The 17221-nt window shown below is 72.0% G+C and carries 19 protein-coding genes; 11 read left to right on the forward strand and 8 right to left on the reverse strand.

All coding sequences use genetic code 11. The annotated features are described in order from the left end of the window. Nucleotides 1-10 precede the first annotated feature (10 nt). Entirely contained in the window at nt 11-1279 is a 1269-nt protein-coding gene (locus KWI83_RS17990) for a VWA domain-containing protein (RefSeq protein WP_218515372.1), read from the forward strand. Further along, the gene (locus tag KWI83_RS17995) at nt 1279-2058 is read left to right on the forward strand and encodes a hypothetical protein (protein WP_218515373.1); all 780 of its coding nucleotides are present in this window, start codon (nt 1279-1281) and stop codon (nt 2056-2058) included. Before KWI83_RS17990 ends, KWI83_RS17995 begins: the two co-directional genes overlap by 1 nt. Nucleotides 2059-2102: 44 nt before the next feature. Here KWI83_RS17995 and KWI83_RS18000 read toward each other — a convergent pair whose 3' ends face one another. Further along, entirely contained in the window at nt 2103-2729 is a 627-nt protein-coding gene (locus KWI83_RS18000; RefSeq protein WP_218515374.1) for a helix-turn-helix domain-containing protein, read from the reverse strand. 81 nt (nt 2730-2810) lie between these two features. Here KWI83_RS18000 and KWI83_RS18005 point away from each other — a divergent pair, with 81 nt between their 5' ends. The 5 genes from KWI83_RS18005 (at nt 2811) to KWI83_RS18025 (ending at nt 6739) form a co-directional block, all read left to right on the forward strand. Beyond that, complete coding sequence (locus KWI83_RS18005) at nt 2811-4019, forward strand: pyridoxal phosphate-dependent aminotransferase (protein WP_218515375.1); 1209 nt, start codon at nt 2811-2813, stop codon at nt 4017-4019. Between the two features lie 21 nt (nt 4020-4040). Next, entirely contained in the window at nt 4041-4643 is a 603-nt protein-coding gene (locus tag KWI83_RS18010) for a histidine phosphatase family protein (protein WP_218515376.1), read from the forward strand. A 266-nt stretch (nt 4644-4909) separates the two neighbouring features. Continuing rightward, nucleotides 4910-5527 carry a hypothetical protein gene (locus KWI83_RS18015; protein ID WP_218515377.1) on the forward strand — a complete coding sequence of 206 codons (618 nt, stop codon included), beginning with the start codon at nt 4910-4912 and terminating at the stop codon, nt 5525-5527. Nucleotides 5528-5579: 52 nt separating this feature from the next. After that, nucleotides 5580-6002 carry a thioesterase family protein gene (locus KWI83_RS18020; protein WP_218515378.1) on the forward strand — a complete coding sequence of 141 codons (423 nt, stop codon included), beginning with the start codon at nt 5580-5582 and terminating at the stop codon, nt 6000-6002. Nucleotides 6003-6136: 134 nt separating this feature from the next. Further along, entirely contained in the window at nt 6137-6739 is a 603-nt protein-coding gene (locus KWI83_RS18025; RefSeq protein ID WP_218515379.1) for an exonuclease, read from the forward strand. On the opposite strand, the gene KWI83_RS18030 is transcribed toward KWI83_RS18025, so the two are convergent. The 7 genes from KWI83_RS18030 to KWI83_RS18060 all read right to left on the reverse strand — a co-directional run bounded on the left by KWI83_RS18030 (nt 6705) and on the right by KWI83_RS18060 (nt 12564). Further along, nucleotides 6705-8018, reverse strand: coding sequence for a nucleobase:cation symporter-2 family protein (locus tag KWI83_RS18030; RefSeq protein WP_218515471.1), 1314 nt, complete (start codon nt 8016-8018; stop codon nt 6705-6707). The genes KWI83_RS18025 and KWI83_RS18030 overlap by 35 nt on opposite strands. A 419-nt stretch (nt 8019-8437) precedes the next feature. After that, complete coding sequence (locus tag KWI83_RS18035) at nt 8438-9817, reverse strand: 8-oxoguanine deaminase (protein ID WP_218515380.1); 1380 nt, start codon at nt 9815-9817, stop codon at nt 8438-8440. A 131-nt stretch (nt 9818-9948) separates the two neighbouring features. Continuing rightward, a complete protein-coding gene (gene pucL / locus KWI83_RS18040) occupies nt 9949-10872 on the reverse strand; it encodes a factor-independent urate hydroxylase (RefSeq protein ID WP_218515381.1) in 924 nt (307 codons plus the stop codon). 5 nt (nt 10873-10877) lie between these two features. Next, a complete protein-coding gene (gene uraH, locus KWI83_RS18045; protein ID WP_218515382.1) occupies nt 10878-11282 on the reverse strand; it encodes a hydroxyisourate hydrolase in 405 nt (134 codons plus the stop codon). Next, a complete protein-coding gene (gene uraD / locus KWI83_RS18050; protein WP_218515383.1) occupies nt 11279-11794 on the reverse strand; it encodes a 2-oxo-4-hydroxy-4-carboxy-5-ureidoimidazoline decarboxylase in 516 nt (171 codons plus the stop codon). The genes uraH and uraD overlap by 4 nt, the downstream gene beginning before the upstream one ends. Nucleotides 11795-11953: 159 nt before the next feature. Continuing rightward, a complete protein-coding gene (locus KWI83_RS18055; protein ID WP_218515384.1) occupies nt 11954-12316 on the reverse strand; it encodes a helix-turn-helix domain-containing protein in 363 nt (120 codons plus the stop codon). Beyond that, nucleotides 12313-12564 carry a hypothetical protein gene (locus KWI83_RS18060; protein ID WP_218515385.1) on the reverse strand — a complete coding sequence of 84 codons (252 nt, stop codon included), beginning with the start codon at nt 12562-12564 and terminating at the stop codon, nt 12313-12315. The genes KWI83_RS18055 and KWI83_RS18060 overlap by 4 nt, the downstream gene beginning before the upstream one ends. Nucleotides 12565-12811: 247 nt before the next feature. On the opposite strand from KWI83_RS18060, the gene KWI83_RS18065 reads away from it, so the two are divergent. From KWI83_RS18065 to KWI83_RS18080, 4 genes are all read left to right on the forward strand, one after another. Continuing rightward, nucleotides 12812-13684 (forward strand): aminotransferase class I/II-fold pyridoxal phosphate-dependent enzyme, encoded by an 873-nt coding sequence (locus KWI83_RS18065; RefSeq protein WP_308122097.1) that lies wholly within the window; start codon nt 12812-12814, stop codon nt 13682-13684. A gap of 13 nt (nt 13685-13697) precedes the next feature. Beyond that, nucleotides 13698-14438: a maleylpyruvate isomerase family mycothiol-dependent enzyme gene (locus KWI83_RS18070; protein ID WP_256362436.1), complete on the forward strand. Its 741-nt coding sequence runs from the start codon at nt 13698-13700 to the stop codon at nt 14436-14438. A 379-nt stretch (nt 14439-14817) separates the two neighbouring features. Further along, nucleotides 14818-15825, forward strand: coding sequence for a lytic transglycosylase domain-containing protein (locus tag KWI83_RS18075; RefSeq protein ID WP_218515473.1), 1008 nt, complete (start codon nt 14818-14820; stop codon nt 15823-15825). 53 nt (nt 15826-15878) lie between these two features. After that, nucleotides 15879-16943: an RNA polymerase sigma factor gene (locus KWI83_RS18080; RefSeq protein WP_218515386.1), complete on the forward strand. Its 1065-nt coding sequence runs from the start codon at nt 15879-15881 to the stop codon at nt 16941-16943. The last annotated feature ends 278 nt before the right edge of the window (nt 16944-17221 follow it).

Raw genomic sequence — 17221 nt, forward strand, 5'->3', positions numbered from 1 at the left:
AGATCCGCCGATGATCACAAGACAACGGCTGGCGGCAGGGGCCTGCGCCCTGTTCGCCGCGCTGGCGGCCGGGATCGCCCTCCCGTCGACGGCGCTCGCCGACGAGACCACGGCCGCCGCGCCCAAGGTCGACCTCGTACTCGACGTCAGCGGTTCGATGCGGGCGCGGGACATCGACGGCCAGTCGCGGATGGCGGCGGCGAAGCAGGCGTTCAACGAGGTGCTGGACGCCACGCCCGAGGACGTTCAGCTCGGCATCCGCACCCTCGGCGCGAACTACCCGGGCGACGACCAGAAGAAGGGCTGCGAGGACACCGCGCAGCTCTACCCGGTCGGCCCGCTGGACCGCACCGAGGCCAAGGCGGCGGTGGCCACGCTGACGCCGACCGGCTGGACCCCGATCGGCCCGGCGCTGCTGAAGGCCGCCGACGACCTCGACGGCGGCACCGGCTCCAAGCGGATCGTGCTGATCAGCGACGGCGAGGACACCTGCGCCCCGCTCGACCCGTGCGAGGTGGCCCGCGAGATCGCCGCCAAGGGCATCGGTCTCACCATCGACACGCTCGGACTGGTGCCCAACACCAGGATGCGGCAGCAGCTCAGCTGTATCGCCGAGGCGACCGGCGGCACCTACACGTCGGTGCGGCACACGGACGAACTCACCGACCGTGTCAACCAGTTGGTGGACCGGGCGGCCGATCCGGTGGTGACGCCGGTGGCCGTGGAAGGCGCGGAGCGGTGCGCGCAGGCGCCGACGCTGAAGTCCGGGCTGTACACCGACCGCGAGGAGTTCGGGCAGCAGCGCTGGTACCGGGTGGACGTGCTGCCCGGCCAGGAGCTGCGCGCCTCCGTGAGCGTGTCGGCGGACCGGGACGTCAGTCCGGCCTACGGGGTGCTGCTGCGGGCGGTCACGGTGAAGGGCCGCGAGATCGTGCGGGGCGAGGCGGCCGGGATCGGCCGTACGGATGTGATCTCGACAGGACTGCGCCATCCGAAGCGCGAGAGCGATGAGGACGAGGACAAGCCCGCGGCCGAGACCGTGTGCCTCCAGGTCACCCACTCCTTCTCGGCCGCCTCCGGCGTGAAGACCACGCCCGGGCTGCCGCTGGAGCTGACGATCGACGTCGTCGACGGGCCTGCGCCGTCGAGCGATGTGGCCGCCTTCGGCCTCGGGCGCGGCTGGTGGCTGCTCGGCGCCCTCGTCCTGACGGGTTTCGTGGCCGGTCTGCTGTGGGGCTGGCTGTCGCGCTGGCGGGTCGCGGTCTGGAGGACCAACTGATGCGTATCGTGAGGGCTTTGGGCGCGGCAGTGCTGGCGCTGGGCTGGGCCGTCTCTCCCGCTGTGGCCGACTCCCCGTCGCCGAGCCCGTCGGAGGACAGCGCGGCCCCGACCGAGGCGGGTACGTCGTTCCGTACGGCGGCCGAGTTCGACCAGGGGCAGACGGCCACGGCGGACGGCTCCGCGGGCGACTACCTCTACTGGTCGTTCCCTGCGGACGCCGGTCAGCGTCCCACCGTCAAGGCGACGGTGAAACTGCCGGACACGCACGCCGCCGAGACCTGGCAGATCGACGTGTACGACGGTCTGCGGCGCCGCCAGGCCTGCCAGTACGGCTCGCAGACGCGGACCGCCGCCCCGGGCGCGGCCTCCGTGCAGCTGGCCTGCACGCTGCGCACGGTCCGCGCCTGGTCGGAGCCGTGGGCGGGCGACCCGCTGCCGGGCACGTACTACGTCCGCCTCACGGCGGTGGGCCTGCCGACGTCCGACCTGGGGCTGCCGGTGAGCGCCGAGGTACGGGTGGAGTCCAGGGAGATCGGCGGCGCGGCGGCGGTGGACGGGTCTCTGGCCGAGCCGCTGGTGCCGGGCGTGGCCGTCAACTCCGAGGAGGAGCGGGAGGATTCCGCCGTCCTGTCGAGCATCGAACCCGAGGACGGCTGGGCCTCCGGCTGGTGGTCCGACCGGTGGGTGTGGACCGCGGTGGGCGGCGCGCTGGCGGCGCTGGCCGGGGTCGGGGGGTATGCGCTGACGCGGGGGGCGGGGCGGCCACCGCGAGCCTGACGCACGATCAGAAGGCCCGCGTCGTGCGGGCCTTCTGCCTTTCCTCACGCCTCCCGCAACGCCTTGGCCAGTGTGCCGTCGCCGCTCACCGTGATACGACCGTCCCGCACCGCGTCGATCACGCTCACCTCGCCGCGGCCGACGGCCGTACACGTGGCGGTGTCGAGGACCAGCAGGGCGTCGGGGTCGCCCGGCGCGGGCCCGTCGCCGTACACGGGACCCTCCTCGGCACCGACGTACAGGTGGAAGTCCCCCTCCTCCAGCCGCACTTCGACGAGCCCCTCCCCCTCCAGCGCCCGCAGCAAGGGCAGTGCGAACCAGTGGGCGCGGACCGCGTCCGTGGGCCGCCGCTCGCCGAGCTCGGCCTGCCCCCAGGCGCCGAGCGCCTGCAGCACCGGCAGCAACTCCCGGCCTCGCGGGGTGAGTTCGTAGACGTACGCCGCGCCGGGCGGCGGCAGCCGACGCCGGGTCGTCAGCCCGTCGCGCTCCATGTCCTTCAGCCGGGACGCCAGTACGTCCGTGCTGACGCCCGGCAGGTCCGCGTGCAGGTCCGTGTAGCGGCGCGCGCCGGCGAGGAGTTCGCGGACGATCAGCAGGGTCCAGCGGTCGCCGACGACATCGAGCGCGCGGGCGGCGGAGCAGTACTGGTCGTAGCTTCGACGAGGTGACATGCGACGCAGTCTAGACATGTCGTTGGACTTTCCAAGCTCGAACTTGGTAAAACCAAGCAACACCAGTCACCGGAGGGGCGCATGGAGTTCCGGCAGTCGAGCAAGCTGAGCGAGGTCTGTTACGAGATCCGCGGCCCGGTGATAGAGCACGCGAACGCGCTGGAGGAGGCGGGCCACAGCGTGCTGCGCCTCAACACCGGCAACCCCGCGCTGTTCGGCTTCGAGGCGCCGGAGGAGATCGTCCAGGACATGATCCGGATGCTGCCGCAGGCGCACGGCTACACCGACTCGCGCGGCGTCCTCTCCGCCCGCCGCGCGGTGGCCCAGCGCTACCAGACGCTCGGCCTGGAGGTCGGCGTCGACGACGTGTTCCTCGGCAACGGCGTGTCCGAGCTGGTCTCCATGGCCGTACAGGCGCTGCTGGAGGACGGCGACGAGGTCCTGATCCCCGCCCCCGACTTCCCGCTCTGGACGGCGGTGACCACGCTCGCGGGCGGCAAGGCGGTGCACTACCTGTGCGACGAGCAGGCCGACTGGTACCCGGACCTGGACGACATGGCGTCGAAGATCACGGACCGCACGAAGGCGGTCGTGATCATCAACCCGAACAACCCCACCGGCGCGGTCTACCCGAAGGAGATCGTCGAGGGCATCCTCGACCTGGCCCGCCGCCACGGCCTGATGGTGTTCGCCGACGAGATCTACGACCGGATCCTGTACGACGGCGCCGTGCACCACTCGGCCGCCGCGCTCGCGCCCGACCTGGTGGTCCTGACCTTCTGCGGCCTGTCGAAGACGTACCGCGTGGCGGGGTTCCGTTCCGGCTGGCTGGTGGTGACGGGTCCGAAGCAGCACGCGAAGGACTATCTGGAGGGGCTGACCATGCTGGCCTCCATGCGCCTGTGCTCCAACGCGCCCGCGCAGTACGCCATCCAGGCGGCGCTCGGCGGGCGGCAGTCCATCCACGAGCTGACCGCGCCGGGCGGCAGGCTGCACGAACAGCGCGACGTGGCCTGGGAGAAGCTCAACGAGATCCCCGGCGTGTCGTGCGTGAAGCCGAAGGGCGCGCTGTACGCGTTCCCGCGGCTCGATCCCAAGGTGCACCGGATCCACGACGACGAGAAGTTCGTCCTGGACCTGCTGCTGCGGGAGAAGATCCAGGTGGTGCAGGGGACGGGCTTCAACTGGCCGACACCGGACCACTTCCGGATCCTGACGTTGCCGCACGCGGATGATCTGGAGGCGGCGATCGGGCGGATCGGGCGGTTCCTCAGCGGGTACCGGCAGTAGCGGCCACATAGCCTGTGCCGTATGGGTGATCTACTGCTGGTGCGGCACGGGGAGACCGAGTGGTCGCGGTCCGGACGGCACACCGGACTGACGGACGTCCCGCTGACCGAGCACGGCCGTCAGGAGGCGCGCGGGCTGGTGCCGCTGATCCGGTCGCACCGGATCGGGGCCTGTTTCGTCAGTCCGTTGCAGCGGGCGCGGGAGACGGCCGAGCTCATCGGGCTGCACGGCGCGGTGCGGGTGGACGCGGATCTGCGGGAGTGGGACTACGGGGGCTACGAGGGGATCACCACCGTCGAGATCCAGCGGGAGCGGCCGGGCTGGTTCCTGTTCACGGACGGGGTGACGCCCGGGCCGCCGGAGCATCCCGGGGAGAGCGTGGAGCAGGTCGGGACACGGGCCGACCGGATGCTGGGCAAGGTGGACGCCGCCCTGGCCAACACCGAGGGCGTGGTGGTGCTGGTGTCGCACGGGCACTTCCTGCGGGTGCTGACCGCCCGGCGGCTCGGGCTGCCGCCGGCGGACGGCGCGCTGTTCCAGCTGGCGACCGGCGCGGTGTGCCGACTGGGCACGGAGCACGGGCGGCCGGTGATCGCGGGGTGGAATGTCAGAGCCGGGTCGTAGGGCCTGGCGTTCGGATCAGGTCGGCTGAGAGAGACGGCACCCTTCGGCCGACCCGAGCGGGGTCTGGCAGGTGCAGCTGCAAGGCGGAGGAGGGCGGCGACGCGATGGGGGTCCCCCGCCCGAGCGAAGTCGAGAGTGGGGTGTCGGCAACCGACGACAACGCGGCGGATGCGCGTGCCAGGCCCCCGACGCCGACGATATCCAAACGACAGGCCCTAACCTTCGAAGCGGTGGGGACATGGCCCAGCGCCCGGAGGGAGTACGCCGTGACACGACCGCCGACCGCCGCCCAGCGGCGTGTCATCGACGCCGCCGATCCGGTGACCGGGCGGCTCAGGGGGACGGATTCGCAGCTCGCGGGGCTGGTGAAGCGCGGACTGGCGTTCCGGCATCCGCGGCCGCCGCACGATCACTTTCTGACACCGGCCGGGCATCGCATACGGCAGGCGGAGGCGCCCGCGCCGGAGCCTGTCGCGAACGCCGGTGTGTTCGCGGCGCGCGTCGGCGGCGAGGAGGCCGCGCCGGACGCCGGTCCCTCCCGCGTCCGCGAGGTGCACAGCGCCTGGCAGGGCCTGCTGGAGCTGCGCCGGATGACGAATCCCGACGGTGCCGCGGACCGGCCGTGCGGCTGGGAGCGGACGCATCTGGTGCAGGCCGCCGCCCTCGCGCTGGAGGCCGCCGGGCACCGTCCCGCCGGTCAGGACACCGAGGGCTACCGGGTGCGGGCGACCCCGCAGCCGGAGGCCGTCGCCGTGCACGAACCGGACGCCGAGGCGCTGCGGGCCTGCGCGGCGGCGCTGGAGCGGGCGGGCTGGCAGGTGGGCGAGCACACGGAGCCGCGGACGCGGAGGCGGTATCTGCTGGCGTCACCGCGGCGGGCGTGATGAGCATGCCAAGATTGATGGCGCAGTGCGCCGACCACGACAGGGGGAAGCCATGACCGAACCGTTCTCCGTCCGGGTGACGGTCCGCGGATACGAGACCGATGTGCAGGGCCACCTCAACCAGGCGGTCTATCTCAACTACGCCGAGCACGCTCGCTGGTCACTGCTCCAGGCGGCGGGGATCACACAGGCCGGTCTGGTGGCCACGGGCGTGGGACCGGTGGCCCTGGAGACGACCATCCGCTACCTGCGGGAACTGCTGGCGGGCGACGAGGTCGACGTCACGTGCGCCTTCGAGTGGGGCGAGGGCAAGACGTTCACGATGCGACAGACCCTCCGCAAGGTCGACGGCACGGTCGCGGCCGAACTGGTGGGGGTCGGCGGGTTGCTGGACCTGAAGGAGCGCAGGCTGCTGGCCGATCCGCAGGCGCACTTCAAGAAGCTGGCGACCGACCCGAGCCTGTTCGGCCTCTGAGACGAAGCGGGCACGCTGTCGGCTACGGCGAGTCGACCAGCGCCGGGGCTGGCGGCGGTGGCCCTGAGAACACGCCGGACACAGGCCTGAAATCGGATGCGGGACCCGCCCCCGACCTGCGATGCTCCGGCCCCATGGCCCCACGACGCGTGAAACCCAGCCTCTACATCTCCGTGGACATCGAAGCCGACGGCCCGATCCCGGGGCCGTACTCGATGCTGAGCCTGGGGGCGGCGGTCGCCGGGCGGCAGGATGCCGACGGGTTCGAGGCCGCCGATCCGGAGGAGCTGACCTTCTACCGCGAACTCCGGCCGATCAGCGAGCAGTTCGTGCCCGAGGCGCTCGCGGTGAGTGGGCTCGACCGGGAGCGCCTCGTCCGCGACGGGGCCGAACCCGCCGTCGCCCTCGCCGAGTTCACCGGCTGGGTGAACGGGGTCGCCGCGGGTGCGCAGCCGGTGATGTGCGGCTATCCGGCGTCGTACGACTGGACCTTCCTGTACTGGTACCTGATCCGCTTCACCGGATCGAGCCCCTTCGGCCACTCCGGCTGCCTCGACATGAAGACGCTGTACGCCGTCAAGGCCGGGCTGCCGCTGCGGGCGGTGGCCAAGGGCACGATGCCGCGTGAGCTGTTGTCGCGGCGCCGTCACACGCACCATGCGCTGGACGACGCCGTCGAGCAGGCCGAGCTGTTCGCGAACCTCATGGCGTGGAGACCGGCTCCATCGGCGCCGTGACATCGTCGGCCTCACGGCCCCGGCCCAGGTGGTTGAAGACCAGGTTCAGCAGGACCGCCGCCACACAGCCCGTCGAGATGCCGGAGTCGAGGACGATCTTCGCGGTCTCCGGGAAGGCGTGGTAGAACTCCGGCGCCGTGATCGGGATGATGCCGACGGCGAGGGAGACAGCGACGATCAGGACGTTGTTGTCCTTCTCCAGACCGGCCCGGACCAGGGTCTGGATGCCGCTCGCGGCGACCGAGCCGAACAGGACCACGCCCGCGCCGCCGAGCACCGGGCGCGGTACGACGGCGATGAGCGAGGCGGCCACGGGGCACAGGCCCATGAGGACCAGGAAGCCTCCGCCGGTGGCGACGACGTAGCGGCTGCGGATCCTCGTCATCGCGACCAGGCCGATGTTCTGGGCGAAGGCGCTGCACATGAAGCCGTTGAACAGCGGGCTGACGGCCGAGCCGAGGGTGTCGGCGCGCAGGCCCGCGGCGATGGTCTTCTCGTCGGCCGGGCGGTCGACGATCTCGCCCAGCGCCAGCATGTCCGCCGTGGACTCGGTCATCGACACCACCATCACCACGCACAGCGAGATGATCGCGGCGAGCTGGAACTGCGGGGCGCCGAAGTGGAAGGGCGTCGGGAAGCCGACGATGTCCGCGTCCGTGACCGGGCTGAAGTCCGTGACGCCGAGCGGTATCGCGACCAGCGTGCCCGCGACCAGGCCGAGCAGCACGGCGATCTGCTTGACGAAGCCCCGGGTGAAGCGGCGCAGGAGCAGGACCAGCAGCAGGGTCACCGCGGCCAGGCCCAGGTTGGTGCCCGAGCCGTAGTCGTCCGCCGAGGGGCTCGCGCCCTGCGCCCAGCCGAAGGCCACCGGCAGCAGGGAGACGCCGATGAGGGTGATCACCGTGCCGGTGACGACCGGCGGGAAGAAGCGGACCATCTTGCTGAAGAAGGGGGCCGCTATGAAGCCCAGCAGGCCGGCGACGATCACCGCGCCGAAGATGATCGGCAGCGCGTCGGACTTGTCCTCGGTGGAGGCGACGATCGCCGTCATGGGGGCGACACCGGCGAAGGTGACGCCGTTGACGAACGGCAGCCGGGCGCCGATCTTCCAGATGCCGAGGGTCTGCAGGAAGGTCGCGAGGCCCGCGGTGAACAGGCAGGCGCCGGTGAGGAAGGTCAGTTCGGTGCCGGTCAGGCCGATGGCCGCGCCGACGATCAGGGGTGGGGCGACGACGCCCGCGTACATGGCGGCCACGTGCTGCAGGCCCGTGGTGGCCATCTTCAGGGCGGGGAGTTTCTCGTCGACGGGATGGACGGCCCGCTGCTCGGGGGCGGTGGGCGGTACGGCATCGGGCTGAGCGGCCACGGCGGCTCCTCCGGTCGGTTACACGGCAGCGCGGAACGGCGGCCGTGGGTTTCAAGGAGGTGGTGCGGGTGGTCGTGCGGGACCGGGACGGCCGTTCGACGGGGAACGGGACCGTTCCGGGGCGCGCTCGTCCAAGCACGCCCCGGAGACGGCCGCCATGGACCCCGATCGGGTCCACGGCTGCCGGCCGGGAGCCGTCCCTCCCGGCCGGAGTCTTCACCGGCTTCAGGGGTCCTTGCACTATGCCCGCCCGGGTCGCGTGGTCTGGCACCGCACCCCGCCGCGTTGCCAGACCACGCGACCTGACCGGACGCTCATAGTGCGAGGACCCCTCAGCCCTGGGCGGCGATCCGCGCCAGCCGCCGCGCCTCGTCCCGCGTGGAGCGGGCGATCGCGTCCTCGTCGACGTGCAGCAGCCGGCCGTTCTCGACGACCGCCTCGCCATTGACCAGGGACAGCGTGACCGGGGCCGCCGCGCCGAAGACGAGCGCGGTCACCGGGTCGGCGATGGAGGCGTGGGCGAGGGTGTCCAGCTTCCACAGCACCAGGTCGGCGAGCTTGCCGGGCTCCAGGGAGCCGATCTGGTCGGCGCGGCCGAGCACCTGGGCGCCGCCGTACGTGCCGAGCCGCAGCGCCTGCCGGGCGTTGAGGGCGGCCTCGCGGTGGGCGCCGAGGCGGTTGATGAGCAGGGCGTTGCGCAGCTCGGTGTGCAGTTCGCCGGACTCGTTCGACGCGGTGCCGTCGACGCCGAGGCCCACGGGCACACCGGCGGCGAGCATGTCGGGCACCCGGGCGATACCGGCCGCCAGCCGGGCGTTGGAGGAGGGGCAGTGGGCGACACCGGTCTTCGTGCGGGCGAAGGCGGCGATGTCGGAGTCGTTCATGTGGACGCAGTGCGCCATCCACACGTCCTCGCCGAGCCAGCCGGTGGACTCGAAGTAGTCGGTCGGGCCCATGCCGAACAGCTCGTGGCAGAACTTCTCCTCCTCCACGGTCTCCGAACCGTGCGTGTGCAGGCGCACGCCGAGGCGGCGGGCCAGCTCGGCGCCCTCACGCAGGAGTTCGGTGGAGACGGAGAACGGGGAGCAGGGGGCGACGGCGACCTGCGTCATGGCGTCGAAGGAGGCGTCGTGGTGCTGCTTGACGGTCTCCTCGGTCGCGGCGAGCGCGCCGTCGAGGGTCTCCACGGCGAAGTCCGGCGGCAGCCCGCCGTCCTTCTCGCTGCGGTCCATGGAGCCCCGGGCGAGGGTGAAGCGGACGCCCGTCTCGCGGGCGGCGCGGATGATGGAGCCGGACAGGTCGCCGGAGCCCTGGGGGAAGACGTAGTGGTGGTCCATCGCCGTGGTGACACCACCGCGGGCCATCATCGCCAGCGACCCCTGCGCGGCCGCGTACGTCATCCGCTCGTCGATGCGCGCCCAGACCGGGTACAGGGCGACGAGCCAGTTGAAGAGGTTGTGGTCCGTGGCCATGCCCCGGGTGATCCACTGGTAGAAGTGGTGGTGGGTGTTGACCAGACCGGGGGTCACCAGGTGGCCGGAGGCGTCGATGCGGCGGACGACGTTCTCCAGGCCCTCGGGGGCCTTGCCCGAGCCGAGCGCCTCGATGCGGTTGCCGGCGACGACGACGTACCCGGAGGCGTACTCGGTGTCGTTCGCGTCGACGGTCGCGATCGCGCAGTTCTCGATGACGATGCGCCGGGCTGCTGCCATGGTGCGTCCTTTTCGCTCAGTGGACTTTGGTCGAGAGGGCACGGCAGGACCCTGGGAGTTTTGAGTGCCGCGGCCGGGGAGCCTTCGAGCCTGCGTCTCCGCCGGCCGCGGGTGCCGAAAGGGGGAGTGGATCAGAGGTTGGTGAGGTCCACCGGGATCCGCGCCTCGCAGCCGTCCCTGAGGATGGTGGCCTCGATCAGGCCGTAGGGGCGGTCGGCGGCGAAGTACACCTCGTTGTCGTTCTTCAGCCCGAACGGCTCCAGGTCCACCAGGAAGTGGTGCTTGTTCGGGAGGGAGAAGCGGACCTCGTCGATCTCGCTGCGGTGGTTGATGATGCGGGCGCCCATCTGGTACAGCGTCTGCTGCAACGACAGCGAGTACGTCTCGGCGAAGGCCTGGAGCATGTGCTTCTTGGTCTGCTCGTAGGACTTCTCCCAGTTGGGCATCTTCTGCTCGTCGTCGCTCCAGTTGAAGCGCCAGCGGCCGGAGACCTGGGTGGCCAGGATGCGGTCGTAGGCCTCCTGGAGCGTCGTGTACTTGTCCTTGACGTAGCCCCAGAATTCGGAGTTGGTCGAGTTCATGACGACCAGGTCCTTCAGGCCTGAGACGACCTCCCACGACTCACCGTCGTAGGTGATCTGGGTCAGCCGGGTCTCCTGGCCCTTGCGGACGAACGAGTGCTTGACCTCGTCCGCTCCGATGAACTTGGAGTTGGCGTCGGAGGTCTCGATCCGCTCCCAGGCGTACTCCTCGATGCGGATGCGGGCCCGGTGGATCGGCTCCTGCGAGCTGACGAAGTGACGGGCGAGGTGGATGCCGAACTGCTCGGCGGACTCGATGCCGTACTCCTTCGCGAACGCGTACACCGTGTTCTTGGTGGTGTCGGTCGGCAGCACGTTGGCGTTGGAACCGGAGTAGTGGACGTCGTCCATGTCGCCGCTCAGGGCCACCGACACGTTCAGGTCCTTGATGTGGTGGGTGGCGCCGTCCCGCGTGATCTTTACGACGCGGTTCTCTGCCTTGCCGTACTGGTTCTGGCCGAGAATCGTGGGCATCTTAGCTAGCTCCCTCGGTAAACGGAGTAGCCGAACGGGTTGAGCAGCAGCGGTACGTGGTAGTGCTCGCCCGGCACGACGGCGAACGTGATCGCCACCTCCGGGAAGAACACACCGGGTCCGCTGTCCCGATTCGCGGGGGCGTCCTGCTGCGCATCGGCTTGCTTCTTCGCGAACTTCTCGAAGTACGGCTCCACCGCGAAGTCGAGCCGTACGTGGGTGGTGCCCTCCGGCAGCGCCGGGAGGTCCTTGCACCGGCCGTCCGCGTCGGTCGCGGAGCCGCCGAGCGCCTGCCAGTCCGCATCGCGCCCGGAGCGGGCGGAGAGGTGGACGGCGACGCCCTCGGCGGGGCGGCCGACGGACGTGTCCAGGATGTGGGTGGACACGGAGGCGGTGGTGCTGGTGCTCATGTCTGATCTTCCTGTACGAGGTTGGCCAGGCGGATACGGTTGATCCTGCCCAGCTCGGTGCGGACGATCTCCCGCTCCTGCTCCGGCGAGTTCCCGATCCGCTCCTTGACCGCGTCGCGCATCTGCTCGCCGGTGCGGCCGGTGGCGCAGATCAGGAAGACATGGCCGAACTTCTCCTGGTAGGCCAGGTTCAGCTCCAGCATCTCCGCCTTGAGCTCCTCCGAGGCGCCGGCCATGCCGCGCTGCTCCCGGGCCGAGGTCGGGTCGCCCGGCTTGGGGCGGCCGATCGGCGGGTGCCCGGCCATCGCCTCTCGGAGGTCCTCGGTGGTCAGCTCGGCCATCGCGGCGTCGCTGGCGGCGTAGAGGTCGTCGGGGGTGGCGTAGGGGCGGACGGCGAGCAGCCGGTTCGCCCAGGCCGTGGAAGCACACGCCTCGTGCAGCGCGGCGAAGGCCGCGTGCTCCTCCAGAGCGTTGAAGCGGGCCAGGCCCGGCGGCGTGGAAGTGGACGTCACGGGAGCCTCCGTGGCCTTGTCGGCCTTCGTACTGAACGGGCTGCGGATAGCTAACGCCCTCCGAAAGAGCACGTCAACACTTTGTTGAAAATTCGGGGTAACAAAAACCGCCGCCCCGAGATCGCGGGACGGCGGCTGCGCACCGGGGGAAGGCCCTGGTCAGGACTCCTTCTCGCGGTTGAGGTAGTTGTAGACGGTGAACCGGCTGACGCCGAGCGCGCTCGCCACGGTCTCCACGCCGTGCCGCACGGAGAAGGCGCCCCGCGCCTCCAGTATGCGCACCACCTCCTGCTTGGACCTGCGGTCCAGCTCGGACAGCGGCTTGCCCCGCTTGCGCTCCATGGCCGCGAGGATGTGGTCGAGTGAGTCGGCGAGCTGCGGCAGCCGTACGGCGACCACGTCGACGCCCTCCCAGGCCAGCACGACGTCGTCGGCGCTCGCCTCGTCCGGCGGGATCATCATGCCGCCCATGGCGTCGACCAACGGCTTCACGGCCGCGATGAAGGACTCGTTGCCGGTCACTTATCGCCCTCCCCGACCACGTTGACCTGGAGCGAGACCCGGGTGGCACCGGCCTGGAGCGTCCTGCGGAGCAGGGCGTCCACGGCGGTCAGCACCGCATCGGCGGCACCCTCGGCGGTGTTGCCGAAGGGGCCGACGTCCACGGCGTCCAGCTCGGCCGCCTGGACGACCTCGCGTGCCACCAGCGCGTGCGCGGGCGCCTCGTCGAGGTCGAAGGGTTCCGTCGTGAATTCCACTCTCAGTCGCACTGTGCCCCCACACACCTTTCCGACCTGCGCTTTACCCAGATCACCCAGGGCGAGGGCACATCGGGGCTCACCGCGACGGAGCCGGTTCGCCCGCCACGAGGCGACCCTAACCGACCCGCGGAGTCCCGCCGACGGCTCGACGTCACCATTGTGTTGAAGAGTGGCGGTGGGGTTGATAGCGTGCACGCCCAGTTCCGGAAAATAAATTCCATCATACGGAATTAATTGCCGGTCCGCGGTGCTGGCCGTGCTGCCGCTCAGCTGGTGGCTGGACGCCCAGGGCGTGCCGGAGCCGGAGGCGCTGCGGGAGGCGATCCGCACCGCCCGGGCGGCCGGAGGAGACCCGCGCATCCTCGTCCTCACCCTTCCCGACGATCCGACCGGGACGCCGGCGCCACCGGAACTGGTGCGCCAGCTCTGCGCGATCGCCGAGACGGAGGACCTGCTGATCGTCTCCGACGATATCTACCGGGACCTGGTCCACGACCCGGACGCCACCGAGGTGCTCAGCGCGGCCGCGGTGCTGCCCGAGCGGACCGTGGTCACCAGCGGCCTGTCCAAGTCGCTGGGCCTGGGGGCTCGCGCATCGGCGTCGCCCGCTTCCCTGCCGGCGCGCACCGGTTGCGCGACGCCGTGGTGTCGGTGGCGAGCGAGCCGTGGTCCACGCCGGCGGGGCCGATGCAGGCGGTGGCGGAGTACGCGTTCGCCGAGCCGCCCGAGATCCGCGCTCGGCTGCGGGCCGCCGCCCGGCTGCACGGGGCGGTGGCGCGCGCGGTGCGCGGCGCGGCCGTCGAGGGCGGTGCCGTGTGCCGCCCGCGACTGGCGGCTTCCACGTCTACCCGGCTTCGAGCCGGTGCGGGACCGGCTTGCGGCCCGCGGCGTCACCGACTCGGCGTCGCTCGCCCGCTGGCTGCTGGAGGAGCAGGACGTCGTCGTGCTCGCCGGGCACCTGCTCGGCGACGACGCGCAGGCGCTGCGGTCCAAGGCCGCGACCAGCCTGCTGTACGGGGACGCCGAGGACCAGGCCGCCGCGCCGGCGGCGAAGGAGCCGGTGTCGCTGCCGCACATCGCCGAGAACGTCGACCGCATCGCGAGCGCCTTCACCGCGCTCGCCGTCTGAGGAGGAAGGCACCATGCGAGTGGACCTGAAGGAGATGCCCGCCACGCCCGCGGCGTTCGCCGAGCTCGCCGCCGCGGCCGACCGGTTGCTGGCGGACATCGACCAGCTCACCGACGCCGACGTCACCGCGCCGAGCGCGCTGCACGGCTGGAGCCGCGGCCACGTGCTCAGCCACCTCGCCGCCCAGGCGTCCGCGCTGGAGCGGCTGCTGGACTGGGCCCGTACCGGCGTGGAGAACCCGCAGTACGCCTCCCGCGAGGCGCGCGACGCCGAGATCGAGGCAGGCGCCCGCGGCACCGCCGCCGAACTCGCCACCCGGGTGCGCAAGGCCGCAGCCGGCTTCCGGCGGAGCATCGAGGAGCTGCCCGAGGCCGCCTGGCGGGCGGTTGTCCGGCCCTTCACCGGCGAGCTGTGCACCCCGCAGCGGATCCTCGTCATCCGGCTGCGGGAGCTGGAGGTGCACCATGTCGACCTCGCCGTCGGCTACACCTTCGTCGACATCCCGCCGTCGGCACGGGAGATCATCCTGGCCGACGTGGCCGGCTACCTCGCCCAGACCCCGGGCATGCCGGACCTCGAACTCCGCGACGCCACAGGCGAGTCGGTACACACCTTCGGCGGCGGGCATCCTGAGCGCCCCGTCGTCACCGGCTCCCGCGCCGATCTCCTCGCCTGGCTGGCCGGCCGCTCGCCCGGCACGGGTCTTGCCACCCACGACAGCGGCCCGCTGCCCGAGCTGCCGCGCTGGATCTGACGACCGACCAGGAAGGCCCATGACGCACTCCGAACCCCCTGCGCCCGACTCCGTGCACATGGAGTTCCTGGACTGCATCCGGGCCAACCTCCTGGTAGAGGTACTGCAGGCGGCAGGGGCTGATCGTGAGGGTCGCTCCTGGTCGCGAACCGTCGGCGATTGCCCCCCGGCCGGTGGGCCGACAACCGCCGTCGTGCGTGAAGGAAGGCGCGGGAGGGATTGACGCTTCCCGGAATGCTCGCTTTGGACCTCCCGCGACGGACCGGCGCCCCCTCCCCGTAGAGCAGTCGAACGCAGTGACTGCACAGGGAGGGGCTGCACCGTGTCAGGACGGCACAGGATCACAGGCGCCAAGGGGACGGCGCTCGCGGTGGCGGCGATGGCCGCGCTGACCGCGTCGCAGGCGCCGGGCGCCGCCCCGTCGGCGCGGGCCACCGCGCCCGCCGGGACGGAACTGCGCGCCGGGCACGGCCCGAGCGTGTCCGGGGACACCCCGTACCGCATGGAACTGCCGCCGCTGCGAGCACGGGGGGCCGCGCTGTCGCCGGTGGTCGGCGCGCTGCCGGTGAGCGTGTTCGCCGCCTACCGGCGGGCCGAGGCGCGGCTCGCGCACATGGCGCCCGGCTGCGGGCTTCGGTGGCAACTGCTCGCCGCCATCGGGCAGGTGGAGTCCGGTCAGGCGCGCGGCGGGCGGGTGGCCGCGGACGGTACGACGCCGACACCGATCCTCGGTCCACGCCTGGACGGCAACGGTTTCGCCCTCATCCGGGACACCGACGACGGTTCCCTCGACGGGGACACGGTGTACGACCGTGCGGTGGGGCCGATGCAGTTCATCCCGTCGACCTGGGCGGTGTGGGGCACGGACGGCAACGGCGACGGGCGGGCCGACCCGCACAACGTCTTCGACGCGGCGCTCGCCGCCGGGCGCTACCTGTGCGCGGGCGGCCGGGACCTGTCCGCGCCCGGCGACCTGGACGCGGCGATCCTCGGCTACAACCACTCGACGGCGTATCTGCGCACGGTCCGGGCCTGGTTCGCGTACTTCCTGGAGGGCCACCGGGTCGTTCCGGACGCCGGGACGGCAGGCGGTCGCAGCGCGGAGCGCGAGGACTCCGGGCCGGTGCCGCGCGAGCCGTCGCCCACACCGCGAACCCGCCCGACCGGCGGCGGATCCGGTACGCCGTCCCCCGCGCCGTCCCCGTCCTCCTCCCCGTCCCCGACCGCACCGCGGCCTTCCCCCACCGGCCGCCCGTCCACCGAGGCCTCGCCGCGGCCCCCGCTGCCCCTGCCCGACACCGGGGCCGACCTGCCTGGCGACGATCTGCTGCCCGCAGGAGACCCGATGGGCGCCGCCCCCTCCACAAGCGTGGCTACCGGAGGGTAATGTCGCCCTCCGCCGGGCGCACCTGGCCGGCGGATGAGCGCGAAGGGGCCCTCATGGCGACGATGGACATGCCCGCGGAGATACAGGCGGCCCACGACCGGTGGGAACGCATGTGGAGCCACCGCGAACACCTGCTCAAGGTGGCCCGCCGCAGGTCGATGTCGCTGGAGGACGCCGAGGACGCCGTGCACGAGGCGATGCTGCGCGCGGCGGAGCGCCCCGACCTGGACGACGAGCGGCTCGCCGCCTGGCTGACGACGGTGACGATCCGGCTGTGCGTCGACCGCTACCGGCAGGTCAACCGCGAGGCCGAGGTGCGCACCAGCCCGACGCTGATCGCTCCTGGTCCGGTGCCGGTCGAGGAAGCCGTGTGCGACCGGGCCGAGGCCAGGTGGCTGGCCGTGCGCAGCGGGGAGCTGCCCGCGCGCCAGGCGGAGGCGCTCCGGCTGAAGTCGCAGGACCTGGACGTCGGTCAGGTCGCCGTGCGGATGGGCCTGAGCTACCGGACGGTGGAGTCGCTGCTGGCCCGGGCCCGCCGCACGCTGCGCAACTCGCTGGCCGGCACACTCGGTCTCGCCCTGTTCCTGTGCGGCCGGGGCAGGCCGCGCGGGGCGTCGCAGGCGCAGGCCGTCGCTCTGGCGTCCACGGCGGCGACGCTGGCGGTGGCCGGGTTCGTGCTGCCGTACGCCTACGACGGGGACGGGCAGGGCACGGAACCCGGGACGTCGGTCTCCCCCGCGCCGGAGGCGTGGCAGCGGCCGTCCGCCGAGGGGCCGGGCACGGCTGCGGAGGAGCGTGCGCTGCCGGACGCGTCGAGCACGGCCGCGCCGGAGGCGGGGCGAAGCCCTGCCGACCGGTCGCTGCTGCCGCTGTCCGTGCCGTCTTTGCCGGTGGTCTCCGCGGCGCCCGAAGTGCCCGCTCCCGAGGTGCCCGCGGTACCTGGGGTGGCCGTGCCGCAGGTCCCGGACGTCCGCGACGTCCCACGGTCCCTGACGGACGCCAACGACCTCCCGGAGCTCCCGACAGCCCCCGAGCCTCCGGCAGGCCCCCACCTCCCGGAAGCCTCCGCGCCCCCGGTCCCCGACGCCCCCTCGGCCCCGGTCGGCGAACTGCCCTGAACCCCACTCGTCCGCCCGTCCGGGCGGACGCCGCCGGACGGTCCCACACCCCGCTCAACCGCTCTACGACCACCCGCACCACCACTCCCCGGCCCGCCGCACCCCCACACCCCGGCCCGCCACACCCCGCCCCGGCCCGCCACACGCCCACTCCCCCGCCCCCCACACACACCCCCTCCCCCAACCCGCAAAAAATTTCGGTTTGCCGCGACGGACCCCCCACCCCTCCCCGTAGAGCAGATGTCGGAGCTGCTCCACGGGCGACTTCAAGGGCGAAG

This window comes from Streptomyces sp. TRM70350 (assembly GCF_019219825.1).
Taxonomy (GTDB): Bacteria; Actinomycetota; Actinomycetes; order Streptomycetales; family Streptomycetaceae; genus Streptomyces.

Bases quoted from the DNA above. Each gene is read 5' to 3' on its own strand.
- KWI83_RS18080 (WP_218515386.1), top strand. From the start codon at position 15,879: ATGGCGACGATGGACATGCCCGCGGAGATACAGGCGGCCCACGACCGG.
- KWI83_RS17990 (WP_218515372.1), top strand. From the start codon at position 11: ATGATCACAAGACAACGGCTGGCGGCAGGGGCCTGCGCCCTGTTCGCC.
- KWI83_RS18020 (WP_218515378.1), top strand. From the start codon at position 5,580: ATGACCGAACCGTTCTCCGTCCGGGTGACGGTCCGCGGATACGAGACC.
- KWI83_RS18035 (WP_218515380.1), bottom strand. From the start codon at position 9,817: ATGGCAGCAGCCCGGCGCATCGTCATCGAGAACTGCGCGATCGCGACC.
- KWI83_RS18025 (WP_218515379.1), top strand. From the start codon at position 6,137: ATGGCCCCACGACGCGTGAAACCCAGCCTCTACATCTCCGTGGACATC.
- pucL (WP_218515381.1), bottom strand. From the start codon at position 10,872: ATGCCCACGATTCTCGGCCAGAACCAGTACGGCAAGGCAGAGAACCGC.
- KWI83_RS17995 (WP_218515373.1), top strand. From the start codon at position 1,279: ATGCGTATCGTGAGGGCTTTGGGCGCGGCAGTGCTGGCGCTGGGCTGG.
- KWI83_RS18010 (WP_218515376.1), top strand. From the start codon at position 4,041: ATGGGTGATCTACTGCTGGTGCGGCACGGGGAGACCGAGTGGTCGCGG.
- uraH (WP_218515382.1), bottom strand. From the start codon at position 11,282: ATGAGCACCAGCACCACCGCCTCCGTGTCCACCCACATCCTGGACACG.
- KWI83_RS18030 (WP_218515471.1), bottom strand. From the start codon at position 8,018: ATGGCCACCACGGGCCTGCAGCACGTGGCCGCCATGTACGCGGGCGTC.
- KWI83_RS18075 (WP_218515473.1), top strand. From the start codon at position 14,818: ATGGCCGCGCTGACCGCGTCGCAGGCGCCGGGCGCCGCCCCGTCGGCG.
- KWI83_RS18070 (WP_256362436.1), top strand. From the start codon at position 13,698: ATGCGAGTGGACCTGAAGGAGATGCCCGCCACGCCCGCGGCGTTCGCC.
- KWI83_RS18000 (WP_218515374.1), bottom strand. From the start codon at position 2,729: ATGTCACCTCGTCGAAGCTACGACCAGTACTGCTCCGCCGCCCGCGCG.
- KWI83_RS18005 (WP_218515375.1), top strand. From the start codon at position 2,811: ATGGAGTTCCGGCAGTCGAGCAAGCTGAGCGAGGTCTGTTACGAGATC.